The following is a 25,484-nucleotide window of genomic DNA, read 5'->3' as shown; positions in this document are numbered from 1 at the left end:
GGTCACAACGGTTTTGCGGGGTTTCCCGCAACCGCTGTGGCCAACCGCAGGCGGCCTTTGCAAACCGCAGTGCAGACTACCAAAAACCTAGACCGCGCCGTCGCGCGCCGCCCGCAACCGCGCCATGGTGCGGTCGCGGCCCAGCAGCTCCAGTGATTCGAACAACGGCGGGCTGATCGTCGTTCCCGTCGCGGCGACCCGGATCGGACCGAACGCCTTGCGCGGTTTGAGCCCCAGGCGCTCGACGAGCGCGGCCTTGAGGGCGGCCTCGATCTCCGCCGTGGTCCAGGCCGGCACGCCGTCCAGCGCGGCCAGCGCCGCGTCCAACACCGCGATGCCGTCCGGGCCGAGCTCCTTGGCGGCGGCCTTGGGGTCGATCGCGTACTGCTCGTCGTTGAGGAACTTCAGCAGGTCCCAGGCGTCGCCCAGGACGACGATGCGCGTCTGCACCAGCTCGGCGGCCGTGGCGAATCCGGCATCGTCGAGGCCGGTGTGGTGGCCGTGCGTGTCGAAGTAGTCGCGCAGCCTGCCCGCGAAGTCGCCGGCGTCGAGCATCCGGATGTGCTCGGCGTTCAGCGCGTCGGCCTTCTTCTGGTCGAACCGGGCCGGGTTGGAATTGACGTCCACCACGTCGAACGCGGCCACCATTTCGTCGAGGCTGAACAGGTCGTGGTCGTCGGCGATCGCCCAGCCCAGCAGCGCAAGGTAATTCAGCAGCCCCTCGGGGATGAAGCCCCGGTCGCGGTGGGCGAACAGGTTGGACTGCGGGTCGCGCTTGGACAGCTTCTTGGTGCCCTCCCCCAATACCGTTGGCAGGTGCGCGAATTGCGGGGTGCGTTCGGCCACCCCGATCCGGATCATCGCCTGATACAGCGCGAGCTGGCGCGGGGTCGACGGCAGCAGGTCCTCGCCGCGCAGCACGTGAGTGATCTTCATCAGCGCGTCGTCGACCGGGTTCACCAACGTGTACAACGGATCTCCCGTCGCGCGGGTCAGCGCGAAGTCGGGCACGCTGCCCGCCGCGAACGTGGTCGGTCCGCGCACCAGGTCGTCCCAGCCGAGGTCCTCGTCGGGCATCCGCAGCCGCACCACCGGCTGGCGGCCCTCGGCCAGAAACGCCGCGCGCTGCGAGTCGGTGAGCTGCCGGTCGAAGTTGTCGTAGCCCAGTTTGGGATTGCGGCCGGCGGCGATGTGGCGGGCCTCGACCTCCTCCGGCGTCGAGAAGGCGTAGTAGGCCTCCCCCGCCTCGAGCAGCTTGGCCACCACGTCGCGGTAGATCTCGGTGCGCTGCGACTGCCGGTAGGGGCCGTAGGGACCGCCGACCTCGGGGCCCTCGTCCCAGTCGAGGCCGAGCCAGCGCAGCGCGTCGAGCAGCGCCAGGTAGCTCTCCTCGGTGTCGCGCTGGGCGTCGGTGTCCTCGATGCGAAACACGAAGGTGCCGCCGGTGTGTCGGGCGTAGGCCCAGTTGAACAGCGCGGTGCGGACCATCCCGACGTGCGGGGTGCCGGTCGGCGACGGGCAGAATCGGACTCGTACTGTCACGACTTTCCTTTGCGCACAACGGGATTGACGAGGCTGCCGATGCCCTCGATGCTGACCGAGACTGTGTCGCCGTCCTCGATCGGACCGACGCCCGCGGGTGTTCCGGTGAGGATGAGGTCGCCCGGCAGCAGGGTCATCACCGCCGAGATCCACTCCACGATGGCGCCGACGTCGTGGATCATCAGCGAGGTGCGGCTGTGCTGCTTCACCTCGCCGTTGACCTCGGTGCGCAGTTCGAGGTCCGCCGGATCGACGTCGGTGACGATCCACGGCCCGACCGGGCAGAAGGTGTCATGGCCCTTGGCGCGGGTCCATTGGCCGTCGGCCTGTTGTTGGTCGCGCGCCGACACGTCGTTGCCGACGGTGTAGCCGAGGATGTTGTCGGCGGCCTGGGCGGCGGGCACGTCCTTGCACGGCCGGCCGATCACCACCGCCAGCTCGCCCTCGAAGTGCACGGGTGAGGCGTTGGCGGGCAACCGGATCGGTACGTTCGGCCCGATGATCGCGGTGTTGGGCTTGAGGAAGATGATCGGGTCGGCGGCCGCCGGGCCCGTCGCGAAGCTGCTCATCTCCGCGATGTGATCGGCGTAATTCTTGCCGACGCAGACCACCTTGCCGGCCAGGATCGGCGCCAGCAGCCGCACGTCGGCCAGCGGCCACGACCGGCCGGTGAAGTTCGGTGTGCCGAACGGGTGCTCGGCGATCTCCCGCGCGATCATCCCGGCGGGATCGTCCAGTTCGCCCTCGATGCTGACGAAGGCGACACCGTCGGGGCTGGCGATTCGACCAAGGCGCATTCGTTGCAGCCTAGTGGCGGTCTTCAGAGATACCGCGGCCGGTGTCGGCGCTGTGCAAGCATGGATTGATGCCGAGGGGCGACGCCACGCTCAGCGCGGGAGGGCGCTGGCTGGTCATGGTCGTCTCGCTGTTCGTGACGGCCAGTTCCTTCCTTTTCATCAACGGCATCGCCTTCCTGATTCCGTCGCTCGAGGACCGGCGCGGGATCGCGCTGACCGAGGCCAGCCTGTTGTCGTCGATGCCCAGCTGGGGCATGGTCGTCACGCTGGTGCTCTGGGGCTACGTCCTGGACCGCGTGGGCGAGCGGATCGTGCTGACCGCGGGTTCCGCGCTGACGGCGGCGGCGGCCTACGCGGCGGCGTCGGCGCAGTCGATGGTCTGGGTCGGCGTCTACCTCTTTCTCGGTGGCATGGCCGCGGCGAGCTGCAACGCCGCCGGCGGGCGCCTGGTGGCGGGGTGGTTCCCGCCGCAGCAACGCGGCCTCGCGATGGGCATCCGCCAGACCGCGCAACCGCTGGGGATCGCCGTGGGCGCGTTGGTGATGCCCGAGCTGGCCGAGCGCGGACCGCACTCGGGCCTGATGTTTCCGGCGTTCGTGTGCACCGCCGCGGCGGTGGTGAGCGCGGTCGGCGTCGTCAACCCGCCGCGCAAATCCCGCCGCACGGCCACGGAAACCGAACTGGCCAGCCCCTACCGCGGATCCTCGGTGCTGTGGCGCATCCACGCGGTCGCGGGCCTGCTGATGATGCCGCAGACGGTGACGGTCACCTTCATGTTGGTGTGGCTGATCAACCACCACCACTGGTCGGTCGCCGCGGCCGGCGGGCTGGTCACGCTGTCGCAGCTGCTCGGCGCGGCGGGCCGCATCGCGGTCGGCCGCTGGTCGGATCGCATCGGCTCACGCATGCAACCGGTGGCCGTCATCGCCGCGGCCGCCGCGTTGACCCTGTTCCTGCTGGCCCTTTCGGACCTGGTGGATTCGCGGTTCGACATCGCGCTCATGGTCACGATCTCGGTGATCGCGGTGCTCGACAACGGGCTGGAGGCAACGGCCATCACCGAATTCGCCGGCCCGTTCTGGAGCGGCCGCGCGCTGGGCATCCAGAACACCACCCAGCGGGTGGTGGCGGCCGTGGGTCCCCCGCTGTTCGGCGTGCTGATCAGCGCGGCGAAGTACCCGCCGGCGTGGGCGCTGTGCGGGCTGTTCCCGCTGGCGGCCGTGCCGTTGGTGCCGTTCCGGCTGTTGCCGCCCGGCCTGGAAACTAGAGCGCGGCTGCGATCAGTTCGCCGACTTCGCTGGTGGCGCGCCGTTCGTTCCCACGAGACGCCAGATAGTTCTCGACGGCACGGTCCACCCGGGCCGCGGCATCGTCCTCGCCGAGGTGGTCGAGCAGCAGCGCCACCGACATGATGGCCGCGGTCGGATCCGCGATGCCCTGACCGGCGATGTCGGGCGCACTGCCGTGCACCGGCTCGAACATCGACGGGTTGGTCCGGGTGGCGTCGATGTTTCCACTGGCGGCCAGGCCGATTCCACCGCACACCGCCGCGGACAGGTCGGTGATGATGTCGCCGAACAGGTTGTCCGTGACGATCACGTCGAAGCGGCCGGGGTCGGTCACCATGAAGATGGTGGCCGCGTCGACGTGTTGGTACGCGACCTCGACGTCGGGATACTCCTCGCCGACCTCGGCGACGATCCGCGACCACAGCTTCCCCGCGAACGTCAGCACGTTGTTCTTGTGCACCAGCGTCAAGTGCTTGCGGCGCAACATCGCCCGTTCGAACGCGTACTGCACCACCCGGCGCACCCCGAACGCGGTGTTCAGGCTGACCTCGGTGGCCACCTCGTGCGGCGTTCCGGCGCGAATCGCGCCGCCGTTGCCGGTGTAGGGCCCCTCGGTGCCCTCGCGGACCACGACGAAGTCGATCTCCGGGTTTCCCGCCAGCGGGCTGCCCACGCCGGGATACAGCCGGCCCGGCCGCAGGTTCACGTGGTGATCCAGCTCAAAACGCAGGCGCAGCAACAGACCTCGCTCCAGCACGCCGCTGGGCACCGAGGGATCGCCGACCGCCCCGAGCAGGATCGCGTCGTGCTCGCGCAATTCGGCGAGCACCGAGTCCGGCAGCAACTCGCCGGTGGCGTGGAAACGCCGGGCGCCGAGATCGTAGGCGGTCTTTTCCACGCCCGGCACCACCGCGTCGAGGACTTTGACGGCCTCGGCCACCACCTCGGGCCCGATGCCGTCGCCGCCGATCACCGCGAGCTTCACGACAGGTCAACCACTTCGAGCTTCTTGGCGCTCACCGCGGCCGCGATCGCCGAGCGCACATCCTCCGGCACGTCCTGGTCGACCCGCAGCAGGATCGTCGCGAACGGGCCCTCGGCGTCCTCGGACAGCTGGGCCGCGTGGATGTTCACCCCGGCCCCGCCGAGCAGGGTGCCGATCTTGCCCAGCGCCCCCGGCTGGTCGACGTAGTGGACGATCAGGTTGGTGCCCTCGGCGCGCAGGTCGAAGTGGCGGCCGTTGATCTGCACGATCTTTTGCACCTGCTGCGGCCCGGCCAGCGTGCCGGCGACGTTGACGGCCGTACCGTCGTGGGCCACGCCGCGCACGTCGACCACGCTGCGGTAGTTGGGGCTTTCCGAGGCCGTCGAGATCTCGGCCGAGACGCCGCGTTCGGCGGCCAGCGCCGGGGCGTTGACGAACGTCACCGGGCCCTCGACGACGGCCGAGAACAGCCCGCGCAGCGCCGAAAGCTTCAGCACCTCAACGTCTTCGGCCGCGAGCTCCCCGCGCACCTGCACCGACAACGACACCGGCGGCCCGTCGGACAGCGTGGCGACCAGCACGCCGAGCTTGCGCGCCAGGTCCAGCCACGGCGCAACCTCCTCGTTGACCACGCCGCCGCCGACGTTGACCGCGTCGGGCACGAATTCACCGGCCAAAGCCAGCCGCACGCTTTCCGCGACGTCGGTGCCGGCCCGGTCCTGGGCCTCGGCGGTGGACGCCCCCAGGTGCGGGGTGACCACCACCTGCGGCAGCTCGAAAAGCGGGCTGTCGGTGCAGGGTTCGGTGGAGAACACGTCGAGGCCGGCGGCGCGCACGTGCCCGCTGCTGACGGCTTCGGCCAGCGCCGCCTCGTCCACCAGGCCGCCGCGCGCCGCGTTGACGATGATGACGCCCGGCTTGGTCTTCGCCAGCGCCTCCTTGTCGATCAGGCCCGCCGTCTCCGGCGTCTTCGGCAGGTGCACCGAGATGAAGTCGGCGCGCGCCAGCAGGTCGTCCAGGGACAGCAGCTCGATGCCCAGCTGCGCGGCCCGGGCCGGCGCCACGTACGGGTCGTAGGCGACCACGTGGGTGCCGAAGGCCGCGATCCGTTGCGCGAACAGCTGCCCGATCCGGCCCAGCCCGACGACACCGACCGTCTTGCCGAAAATCTCGGTGCCCGAGAACTTCGACCGCTTCCAGGTGTGCTCGCGCAGCGTGGCATCGGCCGCCGGGATCTCGCGCGCGGCGGACAGCAGCAGCGCCATCGCGTGTTCGGCGGCGCTGTGGATGTTCGACGTGGGGGCGTTGACCACCAGCACCCCGCGCGCCGTGGCGGCGTCCACGTCGACGTTGTCCAGGCCGACGCCGGCGCGGGCCACGATCTTCAGCTTGGGAGCGGCCGCCAGCACCTCGGCGTCGACCGTGGTGGCCGACCGCACCAGCAACGCGTCGGCCTCGGGCACCGCCTCCAGCAGCTTCGGCCGGTCGGGCCCGTCGACCCAGCGCACCTCGACCTGGTCCCCCAGGGCGGCGACGGTTGATTCGGCGAGTTTGTCGGCAATGAGTACAACTGGCAGATTCACGCGGCCAGCCTATCGGCTGTAATTGACCGGTGGACGTCACCGTCGTCGGCAGCGGGCCCAACGGCCTCACGGCTGCCGTCATCTGCGCCCGCGCGGGCCTGAAAGTGCAGGTCATCGAGGCGCAGCCGACGTTCGGCGGCGGCGCCCGCACCGCGGCCGACCCGGATTCTCCGGGAGTCCTGCACGACGTGTGCTCGGCGGTTCACCCGCTGGCGCTGGCGTCGCCGTTCTTCGCGGCGTTCGACCTGCCGGCCCGCGGCGTGCGACTGGCCGTCCCTGAAATTTCCTACGCCAACCCGCTGCCGGGCCGCCCGGCCGCGATCGCCTACCGCGATCTCGAGCGCACCTGCGCGGAGCTGGAGCGCGGCTCGTCGTGGCGGCGGCTGCTGGGCCCGCTGGTCGAGCATTCCGAAGACGTCGTGGGACTGCTGCTGGGCGACAAGCGGTCGGTGCCGCGCTCGTTGCCGTCGGCGCTGCGGCTCGGGTCGCGGATGCTGACGCAAGGGACGCCCGCGTGGGGAATGCTGGCCGGCGAGGATGCCCGCGCGCTGTTCACCGGCGTTGCGGCCCACGTGCTTTCGCGGATGCCGTCGTTGACGGCCGCCGGCGCGGGGCTGATGCTCGCCACGCTCGCGCATTCGGTCGGCTGGCCGATTCCGGTCGGGGGCAGCCAGGCGATCACCGAGGCGCTGATCGCCGACCTGCGCGCGCACGGCGGTGAACTCACGGCCGGCGTCGAGGTCACTGCCCCGCCCGCCGGTGTGGTCGCGTTCGACACCGTGCCGACCGCGCTGCTGAGGATCTACGGCGACGCGCTGCCCGCGGGCTACGCCAAGGCGTTGCGCCGCTACACGTTTGGGCCCGGGGTCGCCAAGGTGGACTTCGTGCTCAGCGAGGACATCCCGTGGTCGGACCCGCGGCTGGCAGCGGCGCCGACCCTGCATCTGGGCGGCACGCGCGAGCAGATGGCGCGGGCCGAGGCCGACATCGCCGCCGGGCGCCACGCGCAGTGGCCGATGGTGCTGGCCGCCTCGCCGCACATCGCGGACCCCGACCGCATCGACATCGTGGGCCGCCGGCCGTTCTGGACCTACGCCCACGTGCCGGCGGGCTCCACCGTCGACGCGACCGAGACCGTCACCGGCGTCGTCGAGCGGTTCGCGCCGGGCTTCCGCGACATCGTGGTCGCGGCCCGGGCCGTTCCCGCCGCCCGGATGGCCGACCACAACGCCAACTACGTCGGCGGCGACATCGGGATGGGCGGGAATTCCGCCTGGCGCGCGATCGCCGGGCCCACGCCGCGCCTGAACCCGTGGAGCACACCGGTTCCCCGGGCCTATCTGTGCTCGGCGGCCACCCCGCCGGGCGGCGGGGTGCACGGCATGTCCGGTTATTACGCCGCGCGGACGCTGCTGCGCCGCGAATTCGGCATCACCGACATGCCTACGCTGGCGCCATGACCAAACTCGCGATCATCTACTACTCGGCCACCGGCCACGGCACCGCGATGGCCCGGCGCGTCGCGGCGACGGCCGAGTCGGCGGGCGCCGAGGTGCGGCTGCGGCACGTCGCCGAAACCCAGGACCCGGCGTCGTTCGCGCACAACCCGGCCTGGACCGCGAACTACGACGCGACCAAGGACCTCCCCGCGGCCACCGGCGACGACATCGTGTGGGCCGACGCGGTGATCTTCGGCTCGCCGACCCGCTTCGGTTCTCCCGCCGCGCAATTGCGCGCCTTCCTCGACTCGCTGGGCGGGCTGTGGGCCCAGGGCAAGCTCGCCGACAAGGTCTATGCGGGCTTCACGTCGTCGAACACCCTGCACGGCGGGCAGGAGACCACCCTGGTGGCGCTGTACATCACGCTGATGCATTTCGGCGGCATCGTCGTGCCGCCGGGATACACCGACCCGGTCAAGTTCGTCGACGGCAACCCGTACGGGGTGAGCCTGGTGTCCACCCACGACAACATCCACGAATTCGACGAGCCCACGCAAAACGCCCTCGACCACCTGGCGCGCCGGGTGGTGGCCGTCGCCGACCGGCTGGGGACGCGTTAGACCGCCGAGTGTGAAACTGTTGCGAGAATTGGCCGAAAATTTCGCAACAGCTTCACGCTCGGCGAAAGGATTTACGCCGTCTCGGTGATCGGCCGGTCCACCCAGCTCATCAGGTCGCGCAGCTTCTTGCCGGTGACCTCGATGGGGTGCTCGGCGTTCTCCTTGCGCAGCTGCTCGAGTTGCTTGTTGCCGCCCTCGACGTTGGCGACCAGCTTCTTGACGAAGTCGCCGTTCTGGATGTCGCGCAGGATCTCCCGCATCCGGTCCTTGGTGCCCTCGTCGATGACGCGAGGCCCCGACAGGTAGCCGCCGAACTCGGCGGTGTCGGACACCGAGTAGTTCATCCGGGCGATGCCGCCCTCGTACATCAGGTCGACGATCAGCTTGAGCTCGTGCAGCACCTCGAAGTACGCCATCTCCGGCGGGTAGCCCGCCTCGACCATGATGTCGAAACCGGCCTTCACCAATTCCTCTGTGCCGCCGCACAACACGGCCTGCTCACCGAACAGGTCGGTTTCGGTCTCGTCCTTGAACGTGGTCTTGATGACGCCCGCGCGGGTGCCGCCGATCGCCTTGGCGTACGACAGCGCCAGCGCCTCGCCCTGCCCGGTCGGGTCCTGGTCGACGGCGATCAGGCAGGGCACGCCCTTGCCGTCGACGAACTGGCGGCGCACCAGGTGGCCGGGCCCCTTCGGGGCGACCATCGCGATGGTCACATCGGCGGGCGGCTTGATCAGGCCGAAGTGAATGTTGAGCCCGTGACCGAAAAACAGCGCGTCGCCGTCCTTCAGGTTCGGCTCGATCTCGTTCTTGAAGATGTCGGCCTGGGCGGTGTCGGGAGCCAGCAGCATGATGACGTCGGCCCACTTGGCGACCTCGGCGGGGGTGTCGACGTCCAGACCCTGCTCCTCCACCTTGGCCCGCGACTTCGAACCCTCCTTGAGGCCGACCCGCACCTGGACCCCGGAGTCACGCAGGCTCAGCGAGTGCGCGTGCCCCTGGCTGCCGTACCCGATGACGCCGACCTTGCGCCCCTGGATGATCGTCAGGTCCGCGTCGTCGTCGTAGAACATCTCCAATGCCTGTGCTGGCACTTCTTTCTCCTTCTCGTCAATCAGCCGAAAACTTATTTGGCGGTGCCCATTCCGCGCGGACCGCGCGAGAGCGACACCATTCCGGATTGGGCGATCTCGCGGATGCCGAACGGCTCCAGCACGCGCAGGAACGCCTCGATCTTGCCGCGGTCGCCGGTGGCCTCGATGGTCAGCGATTCCGGCGACACGTCGATCACCTTGGCGCGGAACAGGTTCACCGCCTCGATCACCTGGCTGCGGGTGCCGGCGTCGGCGCGCACCTTGATCATTGCCAGCTCGCGGGACACCGAGTTGTCCTCGTCCTGCTCGATGATCTTGATCACGTTGATCAGCTTGTTGAGCTGCTTGGTGATCTGCTCGAGCGGGGTCTCCTCGGCGGAGACCACGATCGTCATCCGGGACATGTCCTTCTGCTCGGTCGCGCCGACGGCGAGCGACTCGATGTTGAACCCGCGCCGGGAGAACAGCGCCGCGACCCGCGCGAGCACACCGGGTTTGTCCTCGACCAGCACCGACAGCGTGTGGGTTTGCGGGTTCATCAGGCGTGCCCCTCGGTCTCGTCGTCGAACAGCGGGCGAATGCCGCGGGCCGCCTGGATCTCGTCGTTGCTGGTGCCGGCGGCCACCATCGGCCAGACCTGCGCGTCGGCGCCGACGATGAAGTCGATCACCACCGGGCGGTCATTGATCGCGCGGGCCTGGTTGATCACGTCGACGACGTCTTCGGCACGCTCGCAACGCAATCCGACGCAACCCAGCGCCTCGGCCAGCTTGACGAAGTCGGGGATGCGGTGCGAGTGCGTGGCAAGGTCGGTCTGCGAGTAGCGCTCCTGGTAGAACAGCGTCTGCCACTGGCGCACCATGCCCAGGTTGCCGTTGTTGATCAGCGCCACCTTGATCGGCGCGCCCTCGATCGCGCAGGTGGCCAGCTCCTGGTTGGTCATCTGGAAGCAGCCGTCCCCGTCGATCGCCCACACCTCGGCGTCCGGGCGGGCGATCTTGGCGCCCATGGCCGCCGGAATGGCGAACCCCATGGTGCCCAGCCCGCCGGAATTCAGCCAGGTTCGCGGCTTTTCGTAGGAGATGAACTGCGCGGCCCACATCTGGTGTTGGCCGACGCCGGCGACGTACACGGCGTCGGGCCCGGCGATCTCGCCCAGCTTCTCGATGACGTACTCGGGGCTGAGGCTGCCGTCGCTCTGCGGGCCGTAGCTCAGCGGGTAGGTGGACTGGACGCCGTTCAGGTAGGCCCACCACTCGGTCATCTCGATGTTGCCGGGGACGTCGTGGTGGCGCAGCATCGCGATGAGATCGGTGATGACGGCCTTGACGTCGCCGACGATCGGCACGTCGGCGTGCCGGTTCTTGCCGATCTCGGCCGGGTCGATGTCGGCGTGGATGACCTTGGCCTCCGGGGCGAACGAGTCCAGCTTTCCGGTCACCCGGTCGTCGAACCGGGTGCCCAGCGCGATCAGCAGGTCGCTGCGCTGCAGCGCCGCCACCGCGGCCACCGTGCCGTGCATGCCGGGCATGCCCATGTGCTGGGGGTGGCTGTCCGGGAAGGCGCCGCGCGCCATCAGCGTGGTGACCACCGGGATGCCGGTCAGCTCGGCCAGCTCGCGCAGCTGCTCGGTGGCGTCGCCGCGGATGACCCCGCCGCCGACGTAGAGCACCGGCTTGTGCGCGGCCGCGATCAGCTTGGCGGCCTCGCGGACCTGCCGGTTGTGCGGCTTGGTGTTCGGCTTGTAGCCGGGCAGGTCCATCCGGGGCGGCCAGCTGAACGTGCACTGGCCCTGCAGCACGTCCTTGGGGATGTCGACGAGCACCGCGCCGGGACGGCCCGAGGCGGCGATGTGGAACGCCTCGGCCAGCACCCGGGGGATCTCGTCGCCGGAGCGGACCAGGAAGTTGTGCTTGGTGATCGGCATCGTGATGCCCGAGATGTCGGCCTCCTGGAAGGCATCGGTGCCGATCAGCCCCCGGCCGACCTGCCCGGTGATGGCGACGACGGGGATCGAGTCCATCTGGGCGTCGGCCAGCGGCGTCACCAGGTTGGTGGCGCCGGGACCGGAGGTCGCCATGCAGACCCCGACCTTGCCGGTGGCGTGCGCGTAGCCGCTGGCCGCGTGGCCGGCGCCCTGCTCGTGCCGAACCAGCACGTGGCGCAGCTTTTTCGAATCGAACAGCGGGTCGTAGACCGGCAGCACGGCGCCGCCGGGAATCCCGAAGATCACCTCGACCTCGAGCTCCTCCAGCGACCGGATCACCGATTGGGCGCCGGTAAGTTGTTCGGGCCCAACGCGTTTCGGCTGTGCCGCCGGCGTCTTGGCCGCGGGCTTCACGGCGTCGGTGGCGACGCTGGCCGCGTCAGGCGTCGCCGGCTTGGTGGGTGCGCTCACTGTCGTCCTCGCCCTCTTGTTCACGCTTCGTCGTTTATGTCTCGTTGCCGCGCAAGAAAAAACCCCCGTCAGCTCGGCCGCTGAACGAGGGTTGCGCGTTGGTGCTGGATAGCTTCAAATGCCGAAGAGCCGGTCAGCCACCAACGCGCTGACTAAGTACTACGAGCATTCCGGGCTTTCCGGCGGTATCCATAGCGTCCGACGGTAGCCTTCGCACAGCTCAGGAGTCAAATCCGGCCCCCGTGTGCCCGATGGGCCAGCGGTGAAAGGATGCTCCCGTGGCTACCGATTCCCCCGTGCTGATCAAGGTGTCGCCGATGGCCCACTTCGCCGTCGGCTTCTTCACCCTCGGTCTGCTGATACCGGTGCTGGCCTGGCCGGTGTGCGCGCCGCTGCTGATCATCCCGGTGGTGTTGTCCGCGTTGATCATCCGGCTGCGCACGGTCGCCGACGAGCAGGGCGTGACCGTCCGGACGCTGCTGGGCAGCCGGACGGTGCGCTGGGACGAAATCGAGGGGCTGCGCTTTTCCCGCGGTTCCTGGGCGCGCGCCCGCCTCAAAAGCGGCGCGGAGCTGCGCTTGCCCGCCGTCACCTTCGCGACGCTGCCGCAGCTGACCGAGGCCAGCGCGGGGCGGGTGCCCAACCCCTACCGGTGAGGATCAGGCGATCGGGTTGACCCCGTTGAGCAGGACCCACACCGCGACGCCGGCGGCGATGCCGGCCAGCAGGGCCACGAACGAGCCGATGAAGGGCCGGTGCGCCCAGCCCCGGTTGGCGTCGAGGCCGTAGCGGCCCGGCCCGCACAGGACGACGGCGGCGGCCAGGAAGATCAGGGTGATCTGGTACTCGTGCCCCTGCGGCAGGAAGTACGAGAAGGCGTGCGAACGGGAGCCACCCGACACCGTGGCCAGCAGTTCGTTGATCAGGAACGCCAGGGCGCCCGCCGCGGCGATCGGGGTGAACAGCCCCAGGATCAGCAGCACGGCGGCGACGATCTCTCCGCCCGCGCTGACGTACGCGAGGATGTCGGCGTGGTGGTAGCCCACGTCGGACAGGGAGTTCTTCAGCCCGGTCAGGCCCCCGCCGCCCCACCAGCCGAACAGCTTCTGCAGCCCGTGGGCGCCGAGCACCACGCCCAGGCCGACCCGCAACACCAGCAGGCCCAGGTGCTGGGTGCCGCGCCTGCCGACGTCGCGATGCCGCTCGTCGTCGGGCTCGGCGTCGATCTGGGCCGGCTCGGTGGCCGAGATCGGCGCCGCCTGGGCCACCGAGGCCGGCTGGACGTACGGCAGGGGTTCCTGCTGGTCGAGCAGGTGGTAGCCGCCCGCGCCCGGCCCGGCGTGCTGGTTAGGGTCCTGGTAGGGGATGACCGTGGTGGTTCCGAAATCGCCCGGGTACCCGACCGGCGTCAGGTCATCCTCGGGGTCGACCAGGCGCGCCGAGGCGGGGCGCCCGGGGATCGGCTCCGGGGTTTCGCCCGGCCGCTGCCAAGGTGCGTCATTCGATTGACTGGTCACGGGTGTCAGGGTAAGGGCAAAAGGGCCCGAATCGGGGATTTGAGCGGCGCTTTCGCGCACTTAGTCCGCCAAATCGGCCCGAATCGGTCGAAAATGGCCCTCCCGCGCGCCCGCGACGGCCGGAACCGGCCTGAAATCGGCCCTCACCGGCGGCGCACGGGCACGCGTGTGGCGGCGCCGCCCGCGCAGTCCGTAGCCTGTCGATCATGCGGATACGGCGTTCGGTTCGCGGCGCGCTCGCCGCGTTGTCCGCTGTGGTGCTGGTCGCGAGCGGCTGCGCGCGGTTCAACGACGCCCAGTCCCAGCCGTTCACCACCAACCCCGAACTCAAGCCCCAGCCGAGCTCGACGCCTCCCCCGCCGCCCCCGCTGCCGCCGACGCCCTTCCCCAAGGCCTGCCCGGCCCCCGGGGTCATGCAGGGCTGCCTGGAGAGCACCAGCGGCCTGATCATGGGCCCGGACAGCAAAACCGCGTTGGTCGCCGAGCGCACCACCGGCGCCGTCAAGGACATCTCCGTCAGCGCCGAGCCGAAGGTCAAGACGGTCATCCCGGTCGACCCGTCCGGTGACGGCGGCCTGATGGACATCGTGCTGTCGCCGACGTACCAGCAGGACCGGCTGATGTACGCCTACATCAGCACGCCCACCGACAACCGGGTGATCCGGGTGGCCGACGGGGACATCCCGAAGGACATCCTGACCGGGATCCCCAAGGGCGCCACCGGAAACACCGGGGCGCTGATCTTCACCAGCCCCACCACGCTGGTCGTGATGACCGGCGACGCGGGCAACCCGGCGATGGCCGCCGACCCCAAGTCCCTGGCCGGCAAGGTGCTGCGCATCGAGCAGCCGACCACCATCGGCCAGGCGCCGCCGACGACCGCGCTGTCCGGGGTCGGCTCCGGCGGCGGCATGTGCATCGACCCCGTCGACGGCTCGCTGTACGTCGCCGACCGCACCCCCACCGCGGATCGCCTGCAGCGCATCACCAAGACCTCGGAGGTCTCCACGGTGTGGACGTGGCCGGACAAGCCCGGCGTGGCCGGCTGCGCGGCGATGGACGGCACCGTGCTGGTGAACCTGATCAACACCAAGCTGACGGTCGCGGTGCGCCTGGCGCCGTCGACGGGCGCGGTCACCGGCGAACCCGACGTGGTCCGCAAGGACACCCACGCCCACGCGTGGGCGCTGCGGATGTCGCCGGACGGAAACGTCTGGGGCGCAACGGTCAACAAGACCGCCGGGGACGCCGAGAAACTCGACGACGTGGTGTTCCCGCTGTTCCCGCAGGGCGGCGGCTTCCCGCGGAACAACGACGACAAGACCTAAACGGGCCCGTCGAGGGTGAACCTGATGCCGTATTTGCGCGGCTCGGCGGCCGGCTTGTGCAGGACGAACCGCTCCGGCGCCTCCTGGCCGGGTTCGAGCTCGTCGAGGTCGGACAGGTAGAGCACGTCCTCGTCGGACTCCGGGACCCAGCCGGCGACGGGTTCCACGATGTAGCCCACGTGGTCGCCGATGTCGATCCAGTACGCGGTCTTTCCGACGAACCACGCGATGGCCTCGTCGAGGATCGGCATCCCGTTGGGGCCGACGCGCCACGAGCAGTGCGCGAATTTGCCGGCCTCGTCGTCCGTTTCGCCGTCGAACAGCTCGGCCAGGGCGACCTGGTGCTGCGCCAGCACGTGCACCGCCAGGTGTTCGGACCGGCGGGCCGCGTCGCAGGTGCCGCTGCTGCGCGGGATCACGACCATGAAGCTCGGCGGCCGCACGCTGGTTTGAGTGGCGAAACTGATCAGGCAACCCGACGGCTGGCCTTCGGTCGAGGTGGTCACGACGAACACCGGGCTGTCCAGCATGGCCATCAGGTCGTCGAACACATGACCATCATGGGTCCGCGCGACGTTTTAGAAAACTGTTTTTGCGGGATCGGCCGGCGCCGGAGCCGGTCAGCCCTGACCGCAGGCCGCCAGCACGAGTTCGCGCACCCGCGCCGCGTCGGCCTGTCCCCGGGTGGCCTTCATCACCGCGCCGACGATCGCGCCGGCCGCGGCCACCTTGCCGCCGCGGATCTTTTCGGCGACATCGGGATTGGCGGCCAGGGCCTCGTCGACGGCGGCCTGCGTCACCGAGTCGTCGCGCACCAGGGCCAGACCGCGCGCGGTCATCACCTGGTCGGGTTCGCCCTCCCCCGCGAGCACGCCCTCGACCACCTGGCGGGCCAGCTTGTTCGACAGCTTGCCCTCGTCGACCAGCGCGATGACCGCGGCGACCTGGGCCGGGGTGATGGCCAGCTCGTCCAACTCGACGTTGGCCTCATTGGCCTTCTGCACCAAGAAGTTTCCCCACCAGGCGCGGGCCTGCTCGCTCGACGCGCCGTGCTTGACGGTCTGGATGACCAGATCGACGGCGCCTGCGTTGACGAGGTCGCGCATCACCTCGTCGGAGACGCCCCACTCCTGCTGGATCCGCTTGCGGCTCAACCACGGCAGCTCGGGGATGGTCTGCCGCAACTGCTCGACGAGCTCGCGGCTGGGCGCGACGGGCTCCAGGTCGGGCTCGGGGAAATAGCGGTAGTCCTCGGCCGTCTCCTTGGTGCGGCCCGGGCTGGTGTAGCCGGACTCGTGAAAGTGCCTGGTTTCCTGGGTGATCCGGCCGCCGGAGGCCAGGACGGCGCCCTGGCGCTGCATTTCATAGCGCACCGCGACCTCGACGCTTTTGAGCGAGTTGACGTTCTTGGTCTCGGTCCGGGTGCCGAATTCCGTTGTCCCCGTCGGCATCAGTGACACGTTGGCGTCACAACGCATCGAGCCCTGATCCATCCGGACGTCCGACACGTCCAACGCGCGCAACAGGTCTCGCAGCGCGGTGACGTAGGCCCGGGCGATCTGCGGGGCCCGCGCGCCGGCGCCCACGATCGGCTTGGTGACGATCTCGATCAGCGGGACCCCGGCACGGTTGTAGTCGATCAGCGATGTCGTCGCGCCGTGGATGCGGCCGGTTTCGCTGCCCAGGTGGGTGAGCTTGCCGGTGTCCTCTTCCATGTGCGCCCGCTCGATCTCCACCCGCCAGGTGCTGCCGTCTTCCAGCGGCGCGTCCAGGTAGCCGTTGATGGCGATGGGCTCGTCGTACTGCGAGATCTGGTAGTTCTTCGGCATGTCGGGATAGAAGTAGTTCTTCCGCGCGAAGCGGCACCACGGCACGATCTCGCAATTCAGCGCCAGCCCGATTCGGATCGCCGACTGCACCGCCGCCTCGTTGAGCACCGGCAGCGAGCCCGGCAGCCCGAGGCATACCGGGCAGACCTGCGTGTTGGGTTCGGCGCCGAACGCGGTGGCGCAACCGCAGAACATCTTGGTCACGGTGGACAGCTCGACGTGCACCTCGAGGCCGAGGACCGGGTCAAAGCGCGCGATGACCTCGTCGTACTCCATCAGTTCGGCCGCGGCGGCAATACTCATGCCGTCGATCGTAGTGGTGATCGCGAGGGCGGCGAAGCCGGCCGCTGCGGGTCACCACGCGATGACAACGACGGTCGGCCGCCCGCCGCTCAGCGCCCGTGCGGCGTTCGGCGAGCGCCCAACCGGAGGTTTTGCGGCGCGCCGTGCTCTGCGAACATGTCGGCGATCGCGGCGGCCATCTCCAGGTAGCTGCGCCGGCTGTCCTTGCTCAGCCGATCCAGGCCGATCTCCTTGCCGTCGTGCACGTGCCGGTCGAACGGCAGCACGACGGTCACCCCGACGCGGGCCGACAGTTGCTCGAGCTCCTTGGCCGCCACCACGCCGACCTTGCCGGCCTCGACGTGGTTGATCGCGAGCACCGTCGAGGGCATCAATCGCTGATAGCCGTTGTTGCGCAACAGATCCAGCGTCGTCTTGGTCTTGCGTATCGCGTCGATCGACGTGCTGGTGACCACCACCAGTGCCCGGGCCTCCGGCAGCACGGCGTCCATCACGGCCGAGTTGACCGCCTTGACGCAGTCCACCAACAGCACCGAATAGTGTTTGCGCAGAATCGAAAATGCTTTGACGACGTCGTGGCGCTCCAGCCGCCAGTCGGTGCGTGAGTAGTCCGGCAGCCCCAGCACCTCGAGCCCGAAGCTGTTCTTGTACGTGTGCGCCCGCACGTCGGAATACTGCGTGGGGGCGCCCTCCCGGAGTAGGTCGGCCATGCTCAGCGGGTTGCGGCGGCCGTGGCGCTCGGCCAGGTCGCCGGCGTCGATGTCCACGGCGATCACCCGGTCGTCGCGCACGGCGGCGAAGGTCGAACCGAGCGCCTCGACCACCACGGTCTTGCCGACACCGCCCTTGAGGTTGAGGACGGCGATGGGAAACGCGCCCCCGACGGGTGTGCGGATGCGATTCCGCAGCTCTTGCTCGTACGCCAGGTCCTTGCCCGGGCCGATATTGATCCCGGTCAGCCGGCGGATCAGGTCGCGCCAGTTGAACCCGCCGGAGTCGTCGGGCTCCTGCTGGTCGAGGCCGTCGAGCGCGGTCCCGCCGACCGTCAGCTCGGGGCGGCGGTGTTGCACGCGGCGCGCCGGCGCGGGCGTGGTGGGCGGGGGCTGCGGGACCGTGGGGGAAACCGCGTCGGCGCCGACGCGCCACTCCGGCGGCGGCCGTTGACGGCCCGGCGGGCGCGGGGGCCCCGCCGAAGCAGGCGGTTGGTGAACGATTCCGCGAAGTGAACCGCGGTTGCTCATAGGTCCAGGTATAACCGCTTTGAGCTGGCAGAAAACCACCAAAATGGCGCCCACCTCGGGTGAGCTGCCCAATTCGGCGGCAAATTCAGGCGGGCGTCAGGTGGGGGCCACCGGTTGTTTGCACAGTCGTCGGCTAGCCGAAAAAGGCCGCGGCGTCGTCGTAGCGGCTGTCGGGCACCAGCTTGAGCTGGCGCGTAGCGTCCGCCAGCGGCACCCGCCCGATGTCCTGGCCGCGCAGCGACACCATCTGGCCGTACTCCCCGGCGTGGGCGGCGTCGGCCGCGTTGACGCCGAACCGGGTCGCGAGCACCCGGTCGTAGGCCGTCGGGGTGCCGCCCCGCTGGACGTGGCCCAGCACGGTCACCCGGACCTCCTTGTTGATCCGCGTCTCGACCTCGGCGCCCAGCTGCGCGGCGACCCCGGTGAAGCGCTCATGGCCGAACTCGTCAATCCCGCCTTCCCGCAAGCTGATTGAGCCGGCCACCGGCTTGGCGCCCTCGGCGACGACGCAGATGAAGTGCGAATCCCCGCGCTGGAAGCGACGTTTGACGAGCCGGCAGACCTCCTCGACGTCGAAGGGCTGCTCGGGGATCAACGTCATGTGCGCGCCGGACGCCAGCCCGGCGTTCAGCGCGATCCATCCCGCATGCCGGCCCATCACCTCCACCAGCATCACCCGCTGGTGGGATTCGGCCGTGCTGTGCAACCGATCGATGGCGTCGGTCGCCACGGTCAGCGCGGTGTCGTGGCCGAAAGTCACGTCGGTGCAATCGATGTCGTTGTCGATGGTCTTGGGCACGCCGACCACGGGAACGTTTTCTTCCGACAGCCAATGCGCGGCGGTCAGCGTGCCCTCGCCGCCGATCGGGATCAGCACGTCGATGCCGTTGTCGTCGAGGGTCTGCTTGATCTGGTTCAGCCCGGCGCGCAGCTTGTCGGGATGCACTCGGGCGGTGCCCAGCATCGTTCCGCCCTTGGCGAGCAAGCGGTCGTTGCGGTCGTCGTTCTGCAGCTGGATGCGCCGGTTCTCCAGCAAACCGCGCCAGCCGTCCTGGAACCCGACCACCGACGACCCGTACCGCGAGTCGCAGGTGCGCACCACCGCCCGGATGACGGCGTTGAGCCCCGGGCAGTCGCCGCCGCCGGTGAGAATTCCGATCCGCATCTTTTTATCTTGCCTGGGCGGCCCGGCGATGGCGCGACTAACGCGCGACTAAGCCGTCGGGGGCGCGGGCAGCGGGCCGCGGGCCGCCTCGTACGCGGCGCCCACCCGGTACAGCCGGTCGTCGGCCAGCGCGGGGGCCATGATCTGCAGGCCCACCGGCAGATCGTCGTCCGTGGACAGCCCCGACGGCACCGACATGCCGCAGTGGCCGGCCAGGTTCAGCGGCAGCGTGCACAGGTCGAACAGATACATCGCCAGCGGGTCGTCGACCTTTTCGCCGAGCGGGAACGCGGTGGTCGGCGTCGCGGGCGAGACCAGCACGTCGACGGATTCGTAGGCTCGGTCGAGATCGCGGGCGATCAGGGTGCGGACCTTCTGCGCCTGGTTGTAGTAGGCGTCGTAGTAGCCGGCCGACAGCGCGTAGGTGCCGATCATGATGCGCCGCTTGACCTCCGGCCCGAAGCCGGCGGCGCGGGTCAGCGCCATGACCTCCTCGGCGCTGTGCGTGCCGTCGTCACCGACCCGCAGCCCGTAGCGCATCGCGTCGAAGCGGGCCAGGTTGCTGGACACCTCCGACGGCAGGATCAGGTAGTAGGCGGCCAGCGCGTGGTCGAAGTGCGGGCAGTCGACCTCGCTGACCTCGGCGCCCAGCTCGGTGAGCGTCTTGACGGCCGCCTCGAACGACGTGAGCACCCCCGGCTGGTAGCCCTCGCCGCGCAGCTGGCGCACCACCCCGACGCGCACGCCCCGCAGGTCGCCCTCCGCGCCGGCCTTGGCGGCGGCCACGACGTCGGGGACCTCGGCGTCGACGGACGTCGAATCGCGGCCGTCGTGCCCGGCGATCACCTGGTGCAGCAGCGCGGTGTCCAGCACGGTGCGCGCGCACGGGCCGCCCTGATCCAGCGACGACGCGCACGCCACCAGCCCGTAGCGGGACACCGTCCCGTAGGTGGGCTTGACGCCGACGGTCGCGGTCAGCGCGGCCGGCTGGCGGATGGAGCCGCCGGTGTCGGTGCCGATGGCCAGCGGCGCCTGGAACGCGGCCAGCGCCGCCGCGCTGCCGCCGCCCGAGCCGCCGGGCACCCGGTCGAGGTCCCACGGGTTGCGGGTGGGGCCGTAGGCGGAGTTTTCCGTCGAGCTGCCCATCGCGAACTCGTCCATGTTCGTCTTGCCCAGGATCGGGATACCCGCGGCGCGCAACCGCGCGGTGACGGTCGCGTCGTAGGGGGAACGCCAGCCCTCCAGGATCTTGGAGCCGCAGGTGGTGGGCATGTCGACGGTGGTGAACACGTCCTTGAGCGCCAGCGGGACCCCGGCCAGCGCCGACGGCAGCCGCTCGCCGGCGGCCACCGCCGTGTCGACGGCCGCCGCGGCCGCCAGCGCCTCGTCGGCCGCCACGTGCAAAAACGCGTGGTACCGGTCGTCGGTCGCCACGATGCGGTCCAGGCAGGCCCGGGTGATTTCGGTGGAGGAGAGCTCCTTCGCGGCGACCCGGGCGGCCAGCGTCGCGGCGTCGGAGCGGACGATCTCGGTCACTCGGCGTCCCCCAGGATCTGCGGCACGGCGAAGCGGCCGTCGACGGCTTCGGGCGCCGCGGCCAGCGCCTCGGCCTGCGTCAGGCACGGCGTCGTCTCGTCGGGGCGGGTGACGTTGACGTCCTTGAGGGGGTTGTCGGTCGGTTCGACGCCCGTGACGTCGACGGCCTGGATCTGGCTCACGTGGGTCAGGATGGCGTCGAGTTGGCCGGCGAAGCTGTCCAGCTCGCCATCGGTCAGCGCCAGCCGGGCCAGCCGGGCGAGGTGCGCCACGTCGTCGCGGGAGATCTGAGACACGACAGGAAAGCCTATCCAGATGGTCGCGACCCGCTGCGCCCGGCTTCGCCGCGCTTGCGATCGCTCCTACCGGGCGGTTGCGACCGCCGGGCACGCAGGGCTCGCCGAAATGTCGCGGATACAAAGCTGTGCGACAGTGTTGGCCGTGCCGTCGTATCTCTTGCGCATCGAGCTGGCCGACCGGCCGGGCAGCCTGGGCTCGCTGGCGGTGGCGCTCGGCTCGGCGGGCGCCGACATCCTGTCGCTCGACGTGGTGGAGCGCAGCTCGGGGTATGCGATCGACGACCTGGTCATCGAGCTGCCGCCGGGGGCGATGCCCGACCGGCTGATCACCGCGGCCGAGTCGCTGCCCAACGTCCGCGTGGACAGCGTCCGGCCGCACACCGGGCTGCTGGAGGCCCACCGCGAGCTGGAGCTGCTCGACCACGTCGCGGCCGCCGGCGACAACGCCTCGCGGCTGCAGGTCCTCGCCGACGAGGCGCCCAAGGTGTTGCGGGTCAGCTGGTGCACCGTGCTGCGCAGTTCGGGCGGCGAGCTCGAGCGCCTCGCCGGCAGCCCGGGCGCCCCCGAAACGCGGGCCGATTCGGCCCCCTGGCTGCCGATCGAGCGGGCGTCGGCGCTCGACGGGAGCGCCGAGTGGGTGCCGGCGGCGTGGCGCGACATGAACATGACGATGGTCGCGGCGCCGCTGGGCGATCCGCACACGGCGGTGGTGCTGGGCCGGCCCGGCCCGGAATTCCGGCCCTCGGAGGTGGCCCGGCTGGGCTACCTCGCCGGCATCGTCGCGACGATGCTGCGCTGACGCCTCACTCGGCGGCCGGCTCCTCGGCGGGGCCGTCGGCCAACAGCTTTCGGAAGCCGTCCTCGTCGAGGATCGGCACCCCCAGCTCGACCGCCTTGTCGTATTTGGATCCGGGCGCGTCCCCGGCGACGACGTAATCGGTCTTCTTCGACACCGAGCCCGCGGCCTTACCGCCGCGCGACACGATCGCCTCCTTGGCGTCGTCGCGGGAGAAGCCCGCCAGCGAACCGGTGACCACGATGGTCAGCCCCTCCAGCGTGCGCGGCACGCTCTCGTCGCGTTCGTCGGCCATCCGCACCCCGGCCGCCCGCCACTTGTCGACGATCGCGCGGTGCCAGTCGACGGTGAACCATTCGGTGACCGCCGCGGCGATCGTGGGGCCGACGCCCTCCACCACGGCCAGCCGCTCGGTGGACGCGTCCTCGATCGCCTGCAGGTCGCCGAATTCGGTGGCCAGCGCGCGGGCGGCCGTCGGCCCGACGTGCCGGATCGACAGCGCCACCAGCACCCGCCACAGCGGCTTCGCCTTTGCCGCACCGAGATTGGCCAGCAGCCGCGCGCCGTTGGCCGACAGCCCGCCGGCCTTCGTCCTGAACAGCTCGGTGCGCAGCAGGTCGTCCTCGGTGAGGGTGAACAGGTCGCCCTCGTCGGCGATGACTCCGGCCTGGAGCAGCGCGATGGCGGCCTCGTAACCCAGCCCCTCGATGTCCAGCGCGCCGCGGCCGGCGACGTGGAACACCCGCTCCCGCAATTGCGCCGGGCACGACCGGGCGTTGGGGCAGCGGATGTCGGCGTCGCCCTCCTTCGCCGGGGCGAGCGGGGTGCCGCATTCGGGACACGTTGTGGGCATGACGAATTCGCGTTCGGAGCCGTCGCGCAGGTCGACGATCGGGCCCAGCACCTCGGGGATCACGTCGCCGGCCTTGCGGATCACCACGGTGTCGCCGATCAACACGCCCTTGCGCTTGACCTCGGCGGCGTTGTGCAGGGTGGCCAGGCCCACCGTCGACCCGGCGACCTTGACCGGCGTCATGAACGCGAACGGCGTGACGCGCCCGGTCCGGCCGACGTTGACGCGGATGTCGAGGAGTTCGGTCTGCACCTCCTGGGGCGGGTACTTGTACGCGATCGCCCAGCGCGGCGCCCGCGAGGTGGACCCGAGCCTGCGCTGCAGCGCCACGTCGTCGACTTTGACCACCACGCCGTCGATTTCGTGATCGACGTCGTGGCGGTGCTCGCCCCAGTAGGTGATGCGCTCCAGCGCCCCCGCCACGTTCTCCACCCGGGTGGTGTGCTCGGAGACGGGCAGGCCCCACGCGCCCAGCGCCAGGTAGGCGTCGTGCAGGGTGGCGGGCCGGAAGCCCTCGGTGTGCCCCACCCCGTGGCAGATCATCCGCAGCTTGCGGCGCGCGGTGACCGCGGGGTCCTTCTGCCGCAGCGAACCCGCGGCGCTGTTGCGCGGGTTCGCGAACGGCGTCTTGCCGTCCTCGACCAGCGCGGCGTTGAGCGCCTCGAAGTCGGCGAGGCGGAAGAAGACCTCCCCGCGCACCTCGAGAACCGTGGGCACGGGGTAACCCTTGGCGGGCGTGAGCCGCTCCGGGACGTCGTCGATGGTGCGGGCGTTCAGCGTCACGTCCTCGCCGGTGCGGCCGTCACCGCGGGTCGCCGCCCGCGCCAGCCGGCCGTCGCGATACACCAGCGACAGCGCGACGCCGTCGATCTTGAGCTCGCACAGGTAGGGCACGTCGTCCCCGACCTCGGCGCGCACGCGGGCCGCCCACAGCTCGAATTCCTCGGCGCTGAAGACGTTGTCGAGCGACAGCATCCGCTCCAGGTGCTCGGCCTCGGTGAAATCGGTGGCGAAGCCGGCGCCGCCGACGAGCTGGGTGGGCGAGTCGGGCGTCCGCAGTTCGGGGTGCTGTTCCTCGAGCGCTTCGAGCCGCCGCAGCAGCTGGTCGAACTCCGCGTCGGAGATGATCGGCGCGTCGCGCACGTAGTAGCGGAACTGGTGTTCGCGCACCTCGTCGGCGAGTTCCCGCCATTGGCGCCGGACCTCGGGTGCAACGGGGTCCGCTTCGGCTGAAGTCACCTTCGCAGGCTATCGAAGGGGGGCGACGCCGGCCCGCGACGCCTCCGCCACATCTGCCACACCCGCCTCTGCCGGAGCCGGCACCCTTTGTGCCCGCCTCATAGCGACAATCCGCGGGCGCGCCACCGGCCGAGTCGATTGTCGCTGTGAGGCGGGCACAACGGCACATCCTCCCCGGGCGGGACTGGTGTGGCGGATGAGGCCGGCCGGCTCACTCCTCGACGTACGCCCGCAGCCGGTCGACCGCGGCGTCCCAGCGGCGCGACAACTGCGTGAGGTAGTCGCTCGCCTGGGCCAGCGGCTCGGTCCGCACGGTCCAGACTCGCTCGCGGCCCCGACGGCTGCTGGCGACCAGTCCGGCGGATTCGAGCAGCTGCAGGTGCTTGCTGGCCGCCTGCCGCGTGACCGGAATGACCTCGGTGACTTGCGATGTCGAGCTGGGCCCGACCTCGCAGAGCCGCACGATGATGCGCAACCGGTTCGGGTCTCCAAGGGCGTCGAAGATCGGCGCGGCCTCAACCTTGAGGGCGCTCACACGCGGGTGCTCTCCAGATACCGGCGCACCAGATCGGTCTGGATGGCCCAGCCCTCGGAGTTGGACTCGAAGGCCGACGAGCGGCGCGCCTCGGGGAACGCGTCGAAACCGGATTCGGTGATGGTGAGCAGCACGCCGTCGGGCGTCTCCGACAGCGAAAACTCGACCAGCGTGGCCGGCCCCCCGTCGACGTCCGGGTCGCCCGCGCACGGCTGCCAGCGGTAGGCGAATCGCCGCTGCGGTTCGATCGCGACGATCTCCCACGTGGTCGTCACGCCGGCGTGCGGCTCCTGACGTTTGGCGACCTCCTCGTCGACGGTGGTCGGCGTGATGGTCGCGTTGACGGACTGGCCGGCGACGAACGGTCCGTCGAAGCGGACCCCGAACCATTCGCCGAAGTGCTCGGCATCGGCGATGGCCCGCCACACCCGGTCCAGCGGCGCGCGCAACACGACTTGTTTCTGAATGCGATCGGTACTCATATGCAACCTCCTGGTTGCGTATCAGTAAATCACGTCCCGGCGATAAAGCGCAACCATTTGGTTGCGCACGGTCTGGGACGAAATTGGCTACGTCAGTCCGTCCGAACCGTTCTGTCCGAAGACCCCGGACGGGCCACCGGTGCCGGCGGTGCCGGTGGCCGCCGTGCCGATTCCCGCGTTGCCGCCGTTGCCGCCGTCGCCGATCCCCACGGCGCCGCCGCCGTTACCGCCGGCACCGCCGGTGCCAACGACGCCGCTGCCGGTGAATCCGGCAGTGCCGCCGGCCCCGCCGGCGCCGCCGTCGCCGAGCAGCTGACCGCCTTGGCCGCCGAACCCGCCGTTGCCCGCGACGCCGGTCCTGGCGGGGCCGCCTAACCCACCGGCCCCGCCGAAGCCGATCAGGCCGGCGTCGCCGCCGTTGCCGCCGGCCCCGCCGGTGTTCCCAAACCCACCGTCACCGCCGACACCGGCGCTGGAGAACCACAGTCCGGCGTTACCGCCGGCGCCGCCATTGCCACCGGTGCCCGCGACCGAGGCGAGTCCGCCCGAGCCGCCGGCGCCGCCGCTGCCGAACAGCCATCCGGCATTACCGCCCTGCTGCCGCCGGCCCCGCC

22 protein-coding genes and 2 pseudogenes are annotated in these 25,484 nt (G+C 70.3%); 6 read left to right on the top strand and 18 right to left on the bottom strand.

Annotation, left to right across the window (positions count from 1 at the left end):
* Positions 1–87: 87 nt before the first annotated feature.
* Together gltX and AWB89_RS25045 are read right to left on the bottom strand one after the other, a co-directional pair.
* On the bottom strand, positions 88–1,542 hold the full coding sequence (gene gltX, locus AWB89_RS25050) for a glutamate--tRNA ligase (RefSeq protein ID WP_085177343.1): 1,455 nt from the start codon (positions 1,540–1,542) through the stop codon (positions 88–90).
* Positions 1,539–2,339 (bottom strand): fumarylacetoacetate hydrolase family protein, encoded by an 801-nt coding sequence (locus AWB89_RS25045; protein WP_085177340.1) that lies wholly within the window; start codon positions 2,337–2,339, stop codon positions 1,539–1,541. The genes gltX and AWB89_RS25045 overlap by 4 nt, the downstream gene beginning before the upstream one ends.
* A gap of 68 nt (positions 2,340–2,407) precedes the next feature.
* Between AWB89_RS25045 and AWB89_RS25040 the strand changes: the two are divergent.
* Positions 2,408–3,469: pseudogene (locus AWB89_RS25040) on the top strand (MFS transporter); the annotation flags it as partial.
* A gap of 133 nt (positions 3,470–3,602) precedes the next feature.
* Here the strand turns inward: AWB89_RS25040 and AWB89_RS25035 are convergent.
* The gene (locus AWB89_RS25035; protein WP_085177338.1) at positions 3,603–4,613 is read right to left on the bottom strand and encodes a 3-isopropylmalate dehydrogenase; all 1,011 of its coding nucleotides are present in this window, start codon (positions 4,611–4,613) and stop codon (positions 3,603–3,605) included.
* Complete coding sequence (gene serA, locus AWB89_RS25030; protein ID WP_085102447.1) at positions 4,610–6,196, bottom strand: phosphoglycerate dehydrogenase; 1,587 nt, start codon at positions 6,194–6,196, stop codon at positions 4,610–4,612. The genes AWB89_RS25035 and serA overlap by 4 nt, the downstream gene beginning before the upstream one ends.
* A 29-nt stretch (positions 6,197–6,225) precedes the next feature.
* Here serA and AWB89_RS25025 point away from each other — a divergent pair, with 29 nt between their 5' ends.
* Together AWB89_RS25025 and wrbA are read left to right on the top strand one after the other, a co-directional pair.
* Positions 6,226–7,656 carry a phytoene desaturase family protein gene (locus AWB89_RS25025; RefSeq protein ID WP_085177336.1) on the top strand — a complete coding sequence of 477 codons (1,431 nt, stop codon included), beginning with the start codon at positions 6,226–6,228 and terminating at the stop codon, positions 7,654–7,656.
* Positions 7,653–8,255 carry an NAD(P)H:quinone oxidoreductase gene (wrbA, locus tag AWB89_RS25020; protein ID WP_085177334.1) on the top strand — a complete coding sequence of 201 codons (603 nt, stop codon included), beginning with the start codon at positions 7,653–7,655 and terminating at the stop codon, positions 8,253–8,255. Before AWB89_RS25025 ends, wrbA begins: the two co-directional genes overlap by 4 nt.
* 71 nt (positions 8,256–8,326) lie before the next feature.
* On the opposite strand, the gene ilvC is transcribed toward wrbA, so the two are convergent.
* The 3 genes from ilvC to AWB89_RS25005 are packed head-to-tail and all read right to left on the bottom strand — an operon-like array spanning position 8,327 to position 11,747.
* A complete protein-coding gene (ilvC, locus tag AWB89_RS25015) occupies positions 8,327–9,328 on the bottom strand; it encodes a ketol-acid reductoisomerase (RefSeq protein WP_085177405.1) in 1,002 nt (333 codons plus the stop codon).
* A gap of 53 nt (positions 9,329–9,381) precedes the next feature.
* The gene (gene ilvN, locus AWB89_RS25010; RefSeq protein WP_085177332.1) at positions 9,382–9,888 is read right to left on the bottom strand and encodes an acetolactate synthase small subunit; all 507 of its coding nucleotides are present in this window, start codon (positions 9,886–9,888) and stop codon (positions 9,382–9,384) included.
* The gene (locus AWB89_RS25005; RefSeq protein WP_085177330.1) at positions 9,888–11,747 is read right to left on the bottom strand and encodes an acetolactate synthase large subunit; all 1,860 of its coding nucleotides are present in this window, start codon (positions 11,745–11,747) and stop codon (positions 9,888–9,890) included. Before AWB89_RS25005 ends, ilvN begins: the two co-directional genes overlap by 1 nt.
* 317 nt (positions 11,748–12,064) lie before the next feature.
* On the opposite strand from AWB89_RS25005, the gene AWB89_RS25000 reads away from it, so the two are divergent.
* Positions 12,065–12,403 carry a PH domain-containing protein gene (locus AWB89_RS25000; RefSeq protein ID WP_085177403.1) on the top strand — a complete coding sequence of 113 codons (339 nt, stop codon included), beginning with the start codon at positions 12,065–12,067 and terminating at the stop codon, positions 12,401–12,403.
* A gap of 3 nt (positions 12,404–12,406) precedes the next feature.
* Here AWB89_RS25000 and AWB89_RS24995 read toward each other — a convergent pair whose 3' ends face one another.
* Positions 12,407–13,264, bottom strand: a complete 858-nt coding sequence (locus AWB89_RS24995; protein WP_085177328.1) for a DoxX family protein — start codon at positions 13,262–13,264, stop codon at positions 12,407–12,409.
* Between the two features lie 206 nt (positions 13,265–13,470).
* On the opposite strand from AWB89_RS24995, the gene AWB89_RS24990 reads away from it, so the two are divergent.
* Positions 13,471–14,592, top strand: a complete 1,122-nt coding sequence (locus AWB89_RS24990; protein ID WP_085102434.1) for a PQQ-dependent sugar dehydrogenase — start codon at positions 13,471–13,473, stop codon at positions 14,590–14,592.
* Here the strand turns inward: AWB89_RS24990 and AWB89_RS24985 are convergent.
* The 6 genes from AWB89_RS24985 to gatC all read right to left on the bottom strand — a co-directional run bounded on the left by AWB89_RS24985 (position 14,589) and on the right by gatC (position 20,962).
* Positions 14,589–15,128, bottom strand: coding sequence for a flavin reductase family protein (locus tag AWB89_RS24985; RefSeq protein WP_085177401.1), 540 nt, complete (start codon positions 15,126–15,128; stop codon positions 14,589–14,591). The genes AWB89_RS24990 and AWB89_RS24985 overlap by 4 nt on opposite strands.
* Before the next feature lie 84 nt (positions 15,129–15,212).
* Positions 15,213–16,724 carry an Asp-tRNA(Asn)/Glu-tRNA(Gln) amidotransferase subunit GatB gene (gene gatB / locus AWB89_RS24980; protein WP_085102432.1) on the bottom strand — a complete coding sequence of 504 codons (1,512 nt, stop codon included), beginning with the start codon at positions 16,722–16,724 and terminating at the stop codon, positions 15,213–15,215.
* An 89-nt stretch (positions 16,725–16,813) separates the two neighbouring features.
* Positions 16,814–17,965, bottom strand: coding sequence for a MinD/ParA family ATP-binding protein (locus AWB89_RS24975; RefSeq protein ID WP_085177326.1), 1,152 nt, complete (start codon positions 17,963–17,965; stop codon positions 16,814–16,816).
* A 133-nt stretch (positions 17,966–18,098) separates the two neighbouring features.
* Complete coding sequence (locus AWB89_RS24970; RefSeq protein ID WP_085102428.1) at positions 18,099–19,130, bottom strand: ATP-dependent 6-phosphofructokinase; 1,032 nt, start codon at positions 19,128–19,130, stop codon at positions 18,099–18,101.
* 48 nt (positions 19,131–19,178) lie between these two features.
* A complete protein-coding gene (gene gatA / locus AWB89_RS24965) occupies positions 19,179–20,666 on the bottom strand; it encodes an Asp-tRNA(Asn)/Glu-tRNA(Gln) amidotransferase subunit GatA (protein ID WP_085177324.1) in 1,488 nt (495 codons plus the stop codon).
* Positions 20,663–20,962: an Asp-tRNA(Asn)/Glu-tRNA(Gln) amidotransferase subunit GatC gene (gene gatC / locus AWB89_RS24960; RefSeq protein WP_068227364.1), complete on the bottom strand. Its 300-nt coding sequence runs from the start codon at positions 20,960–20,962 to the stop codon at positions 20,663–20,665. The genes gatA and gatC overlap by 4 nt, the downstream gene beginning before the upstream one ends.
* A gap of 145 nt (positions 20,963–21,107) precedes the next feature.
* Here gatC and AWB89_RS24955 point away from each other — a divergent pair, with 145 nt between their 5' ends.
* A complete protein-coding gene (locus tag AWB89_RS24955; protein WP_142280337.1) occupies positions 21,108–21,764 on the top strand; it encodes an ACT domain-containing protein in 657 nt (218 codons plus the stop codon).
* Between the two features lie 4 nt (positions 21,765–21,768).
* Here AWB89_RS24955 and ligA read toward each other — a convergent pair whose 3' ends face one another.
* The 4 genes and pseudogenes from ligA to AWB89_RS27385 form a co-directional block, all read right to left on the bottom strand.
* A complete protein-coding gene (ligA, locus tag AWB89_RS24950; protein ID WP_085177320.1) occupies positions 21,769–23,853 on the bottom strand; it encodes an NAD-dependent DNA ligase LigA in 2,085 nt (694 codons plus the stop codon).
* A gap of 211 nt (positions 23,854–24,064) precedes the next feature.
* Entirely contained in the window at positions 24,065–24,388 is a 324-nt protein-coding gene (locus AWB89_RS24945) for an ArsR/SmtB family transcription factor (protein WP_085177318.1), read from the bottom strand.
* A complete protein-coding gene (locus AWB89_RS24940; protein ID WP_085177316.1) occupies positions 24,385–24,870 on the bottom strand; it encodes an SRPBCC family protein in 486 nt (161 codons plus the stop codon). Before AWB89_RS24940 ends, AWB89_RS24945 begins: the two co-directional genes overlap by 4 nt.
* 87 nt (positions 24,871–24,957) lie before the next feature.
* Positions 24,958–25,484 (bottom strand): annotated as a pseudogene (locus tag AWB89_RS27385) (PE family protein); the annotation flags it as partial.

The organism is Mycobacterium paraense (assembly GCF_002101815.1).
Taxonomy (GTDB): Bacteria; Actinomycetota; Actinomycetes; order Mycobacteriales; family Mycobacteriaceae; genus Mycobacterium; species Mycobacterium paraense.
This window is presented reverse-complemented; position numbering and strand designations above follow the sequence as displayed.

Coding starts and splice junctions, on each gene's coding strand:
- AWB89_RS25045 (WP_085177340.1), bottom strand. CDS start 2,339: ATGCGCCTTGGTCGAATCGCCAGCCCCGACGGTGTCGCCTTCGTCAGC.
- wrbA (WP_085177334.1), top strand. CDS start 7,653: ATGACCAAACTCGCGATCATCTACTACTCGGCCACCGGCCACGGCACC.
- ilvC (WP_085177405.1), bottom strand. CDS start 9,328: ATGTTCTACGACGACGACGCGGACCTGACGATCATCCAGGGGCGCAAG.
- ilvN (WP_085177332.1), bottom strand. CDS start 9,888: ATGAACCCGCAAACCCACACGCTGTCGGTGCTGGTCGAGGACAAACCC.
- AWB89_RS25000 (WP_085177403.1), top strand. CDS start 12,065: ATGGCCCACTTCGCCGTCGGCTTCTTCACCCTCGGTCTGCTGATACCG.
- AWB89_RS24990 (WP_085102434.1), top strand. CDS start 13,471: ATGCGGATACGGCGTTCGGTTCGCGGCGCGCTCGCCGCGTTGTCCGCT.
- AWB89_RS24985 (WP_085177401.1), bottom strand. CDS start 15,128: ATGGCCATGCTGGACAGCCCGGTGTTCGTCGTGACCACCTCGACCGAA.
- gatB (WP_085102432.1), bottom strand. CDS start 16,724: ATGAGTATTGCCGCCGCGGCCGAACTGATGGAGTACGACGAGGTCATC.
- AWB89_RS24975 (WP_085177326.1), bottom strand. CDS start 17,965: ATGAGCAACCGCGGTTCACTTCGCGGAATCGTTCACCAACCGCCTGCT.
- AWB89_RS24970 (WP_085102428.1), bottom strand. CDS start 19,130: ATGCGGATCGGAATTCTCACCGGCGGCGGCGACTGCCCGGGGCTCAAC.
- AWB89_RS24940 (WP_085177316.1), bottom strand. CDS start 24,870: ATGAGTACCGATCGCATTCAGAAACAAGTCGTGTTGCGCGCGCCGCTG.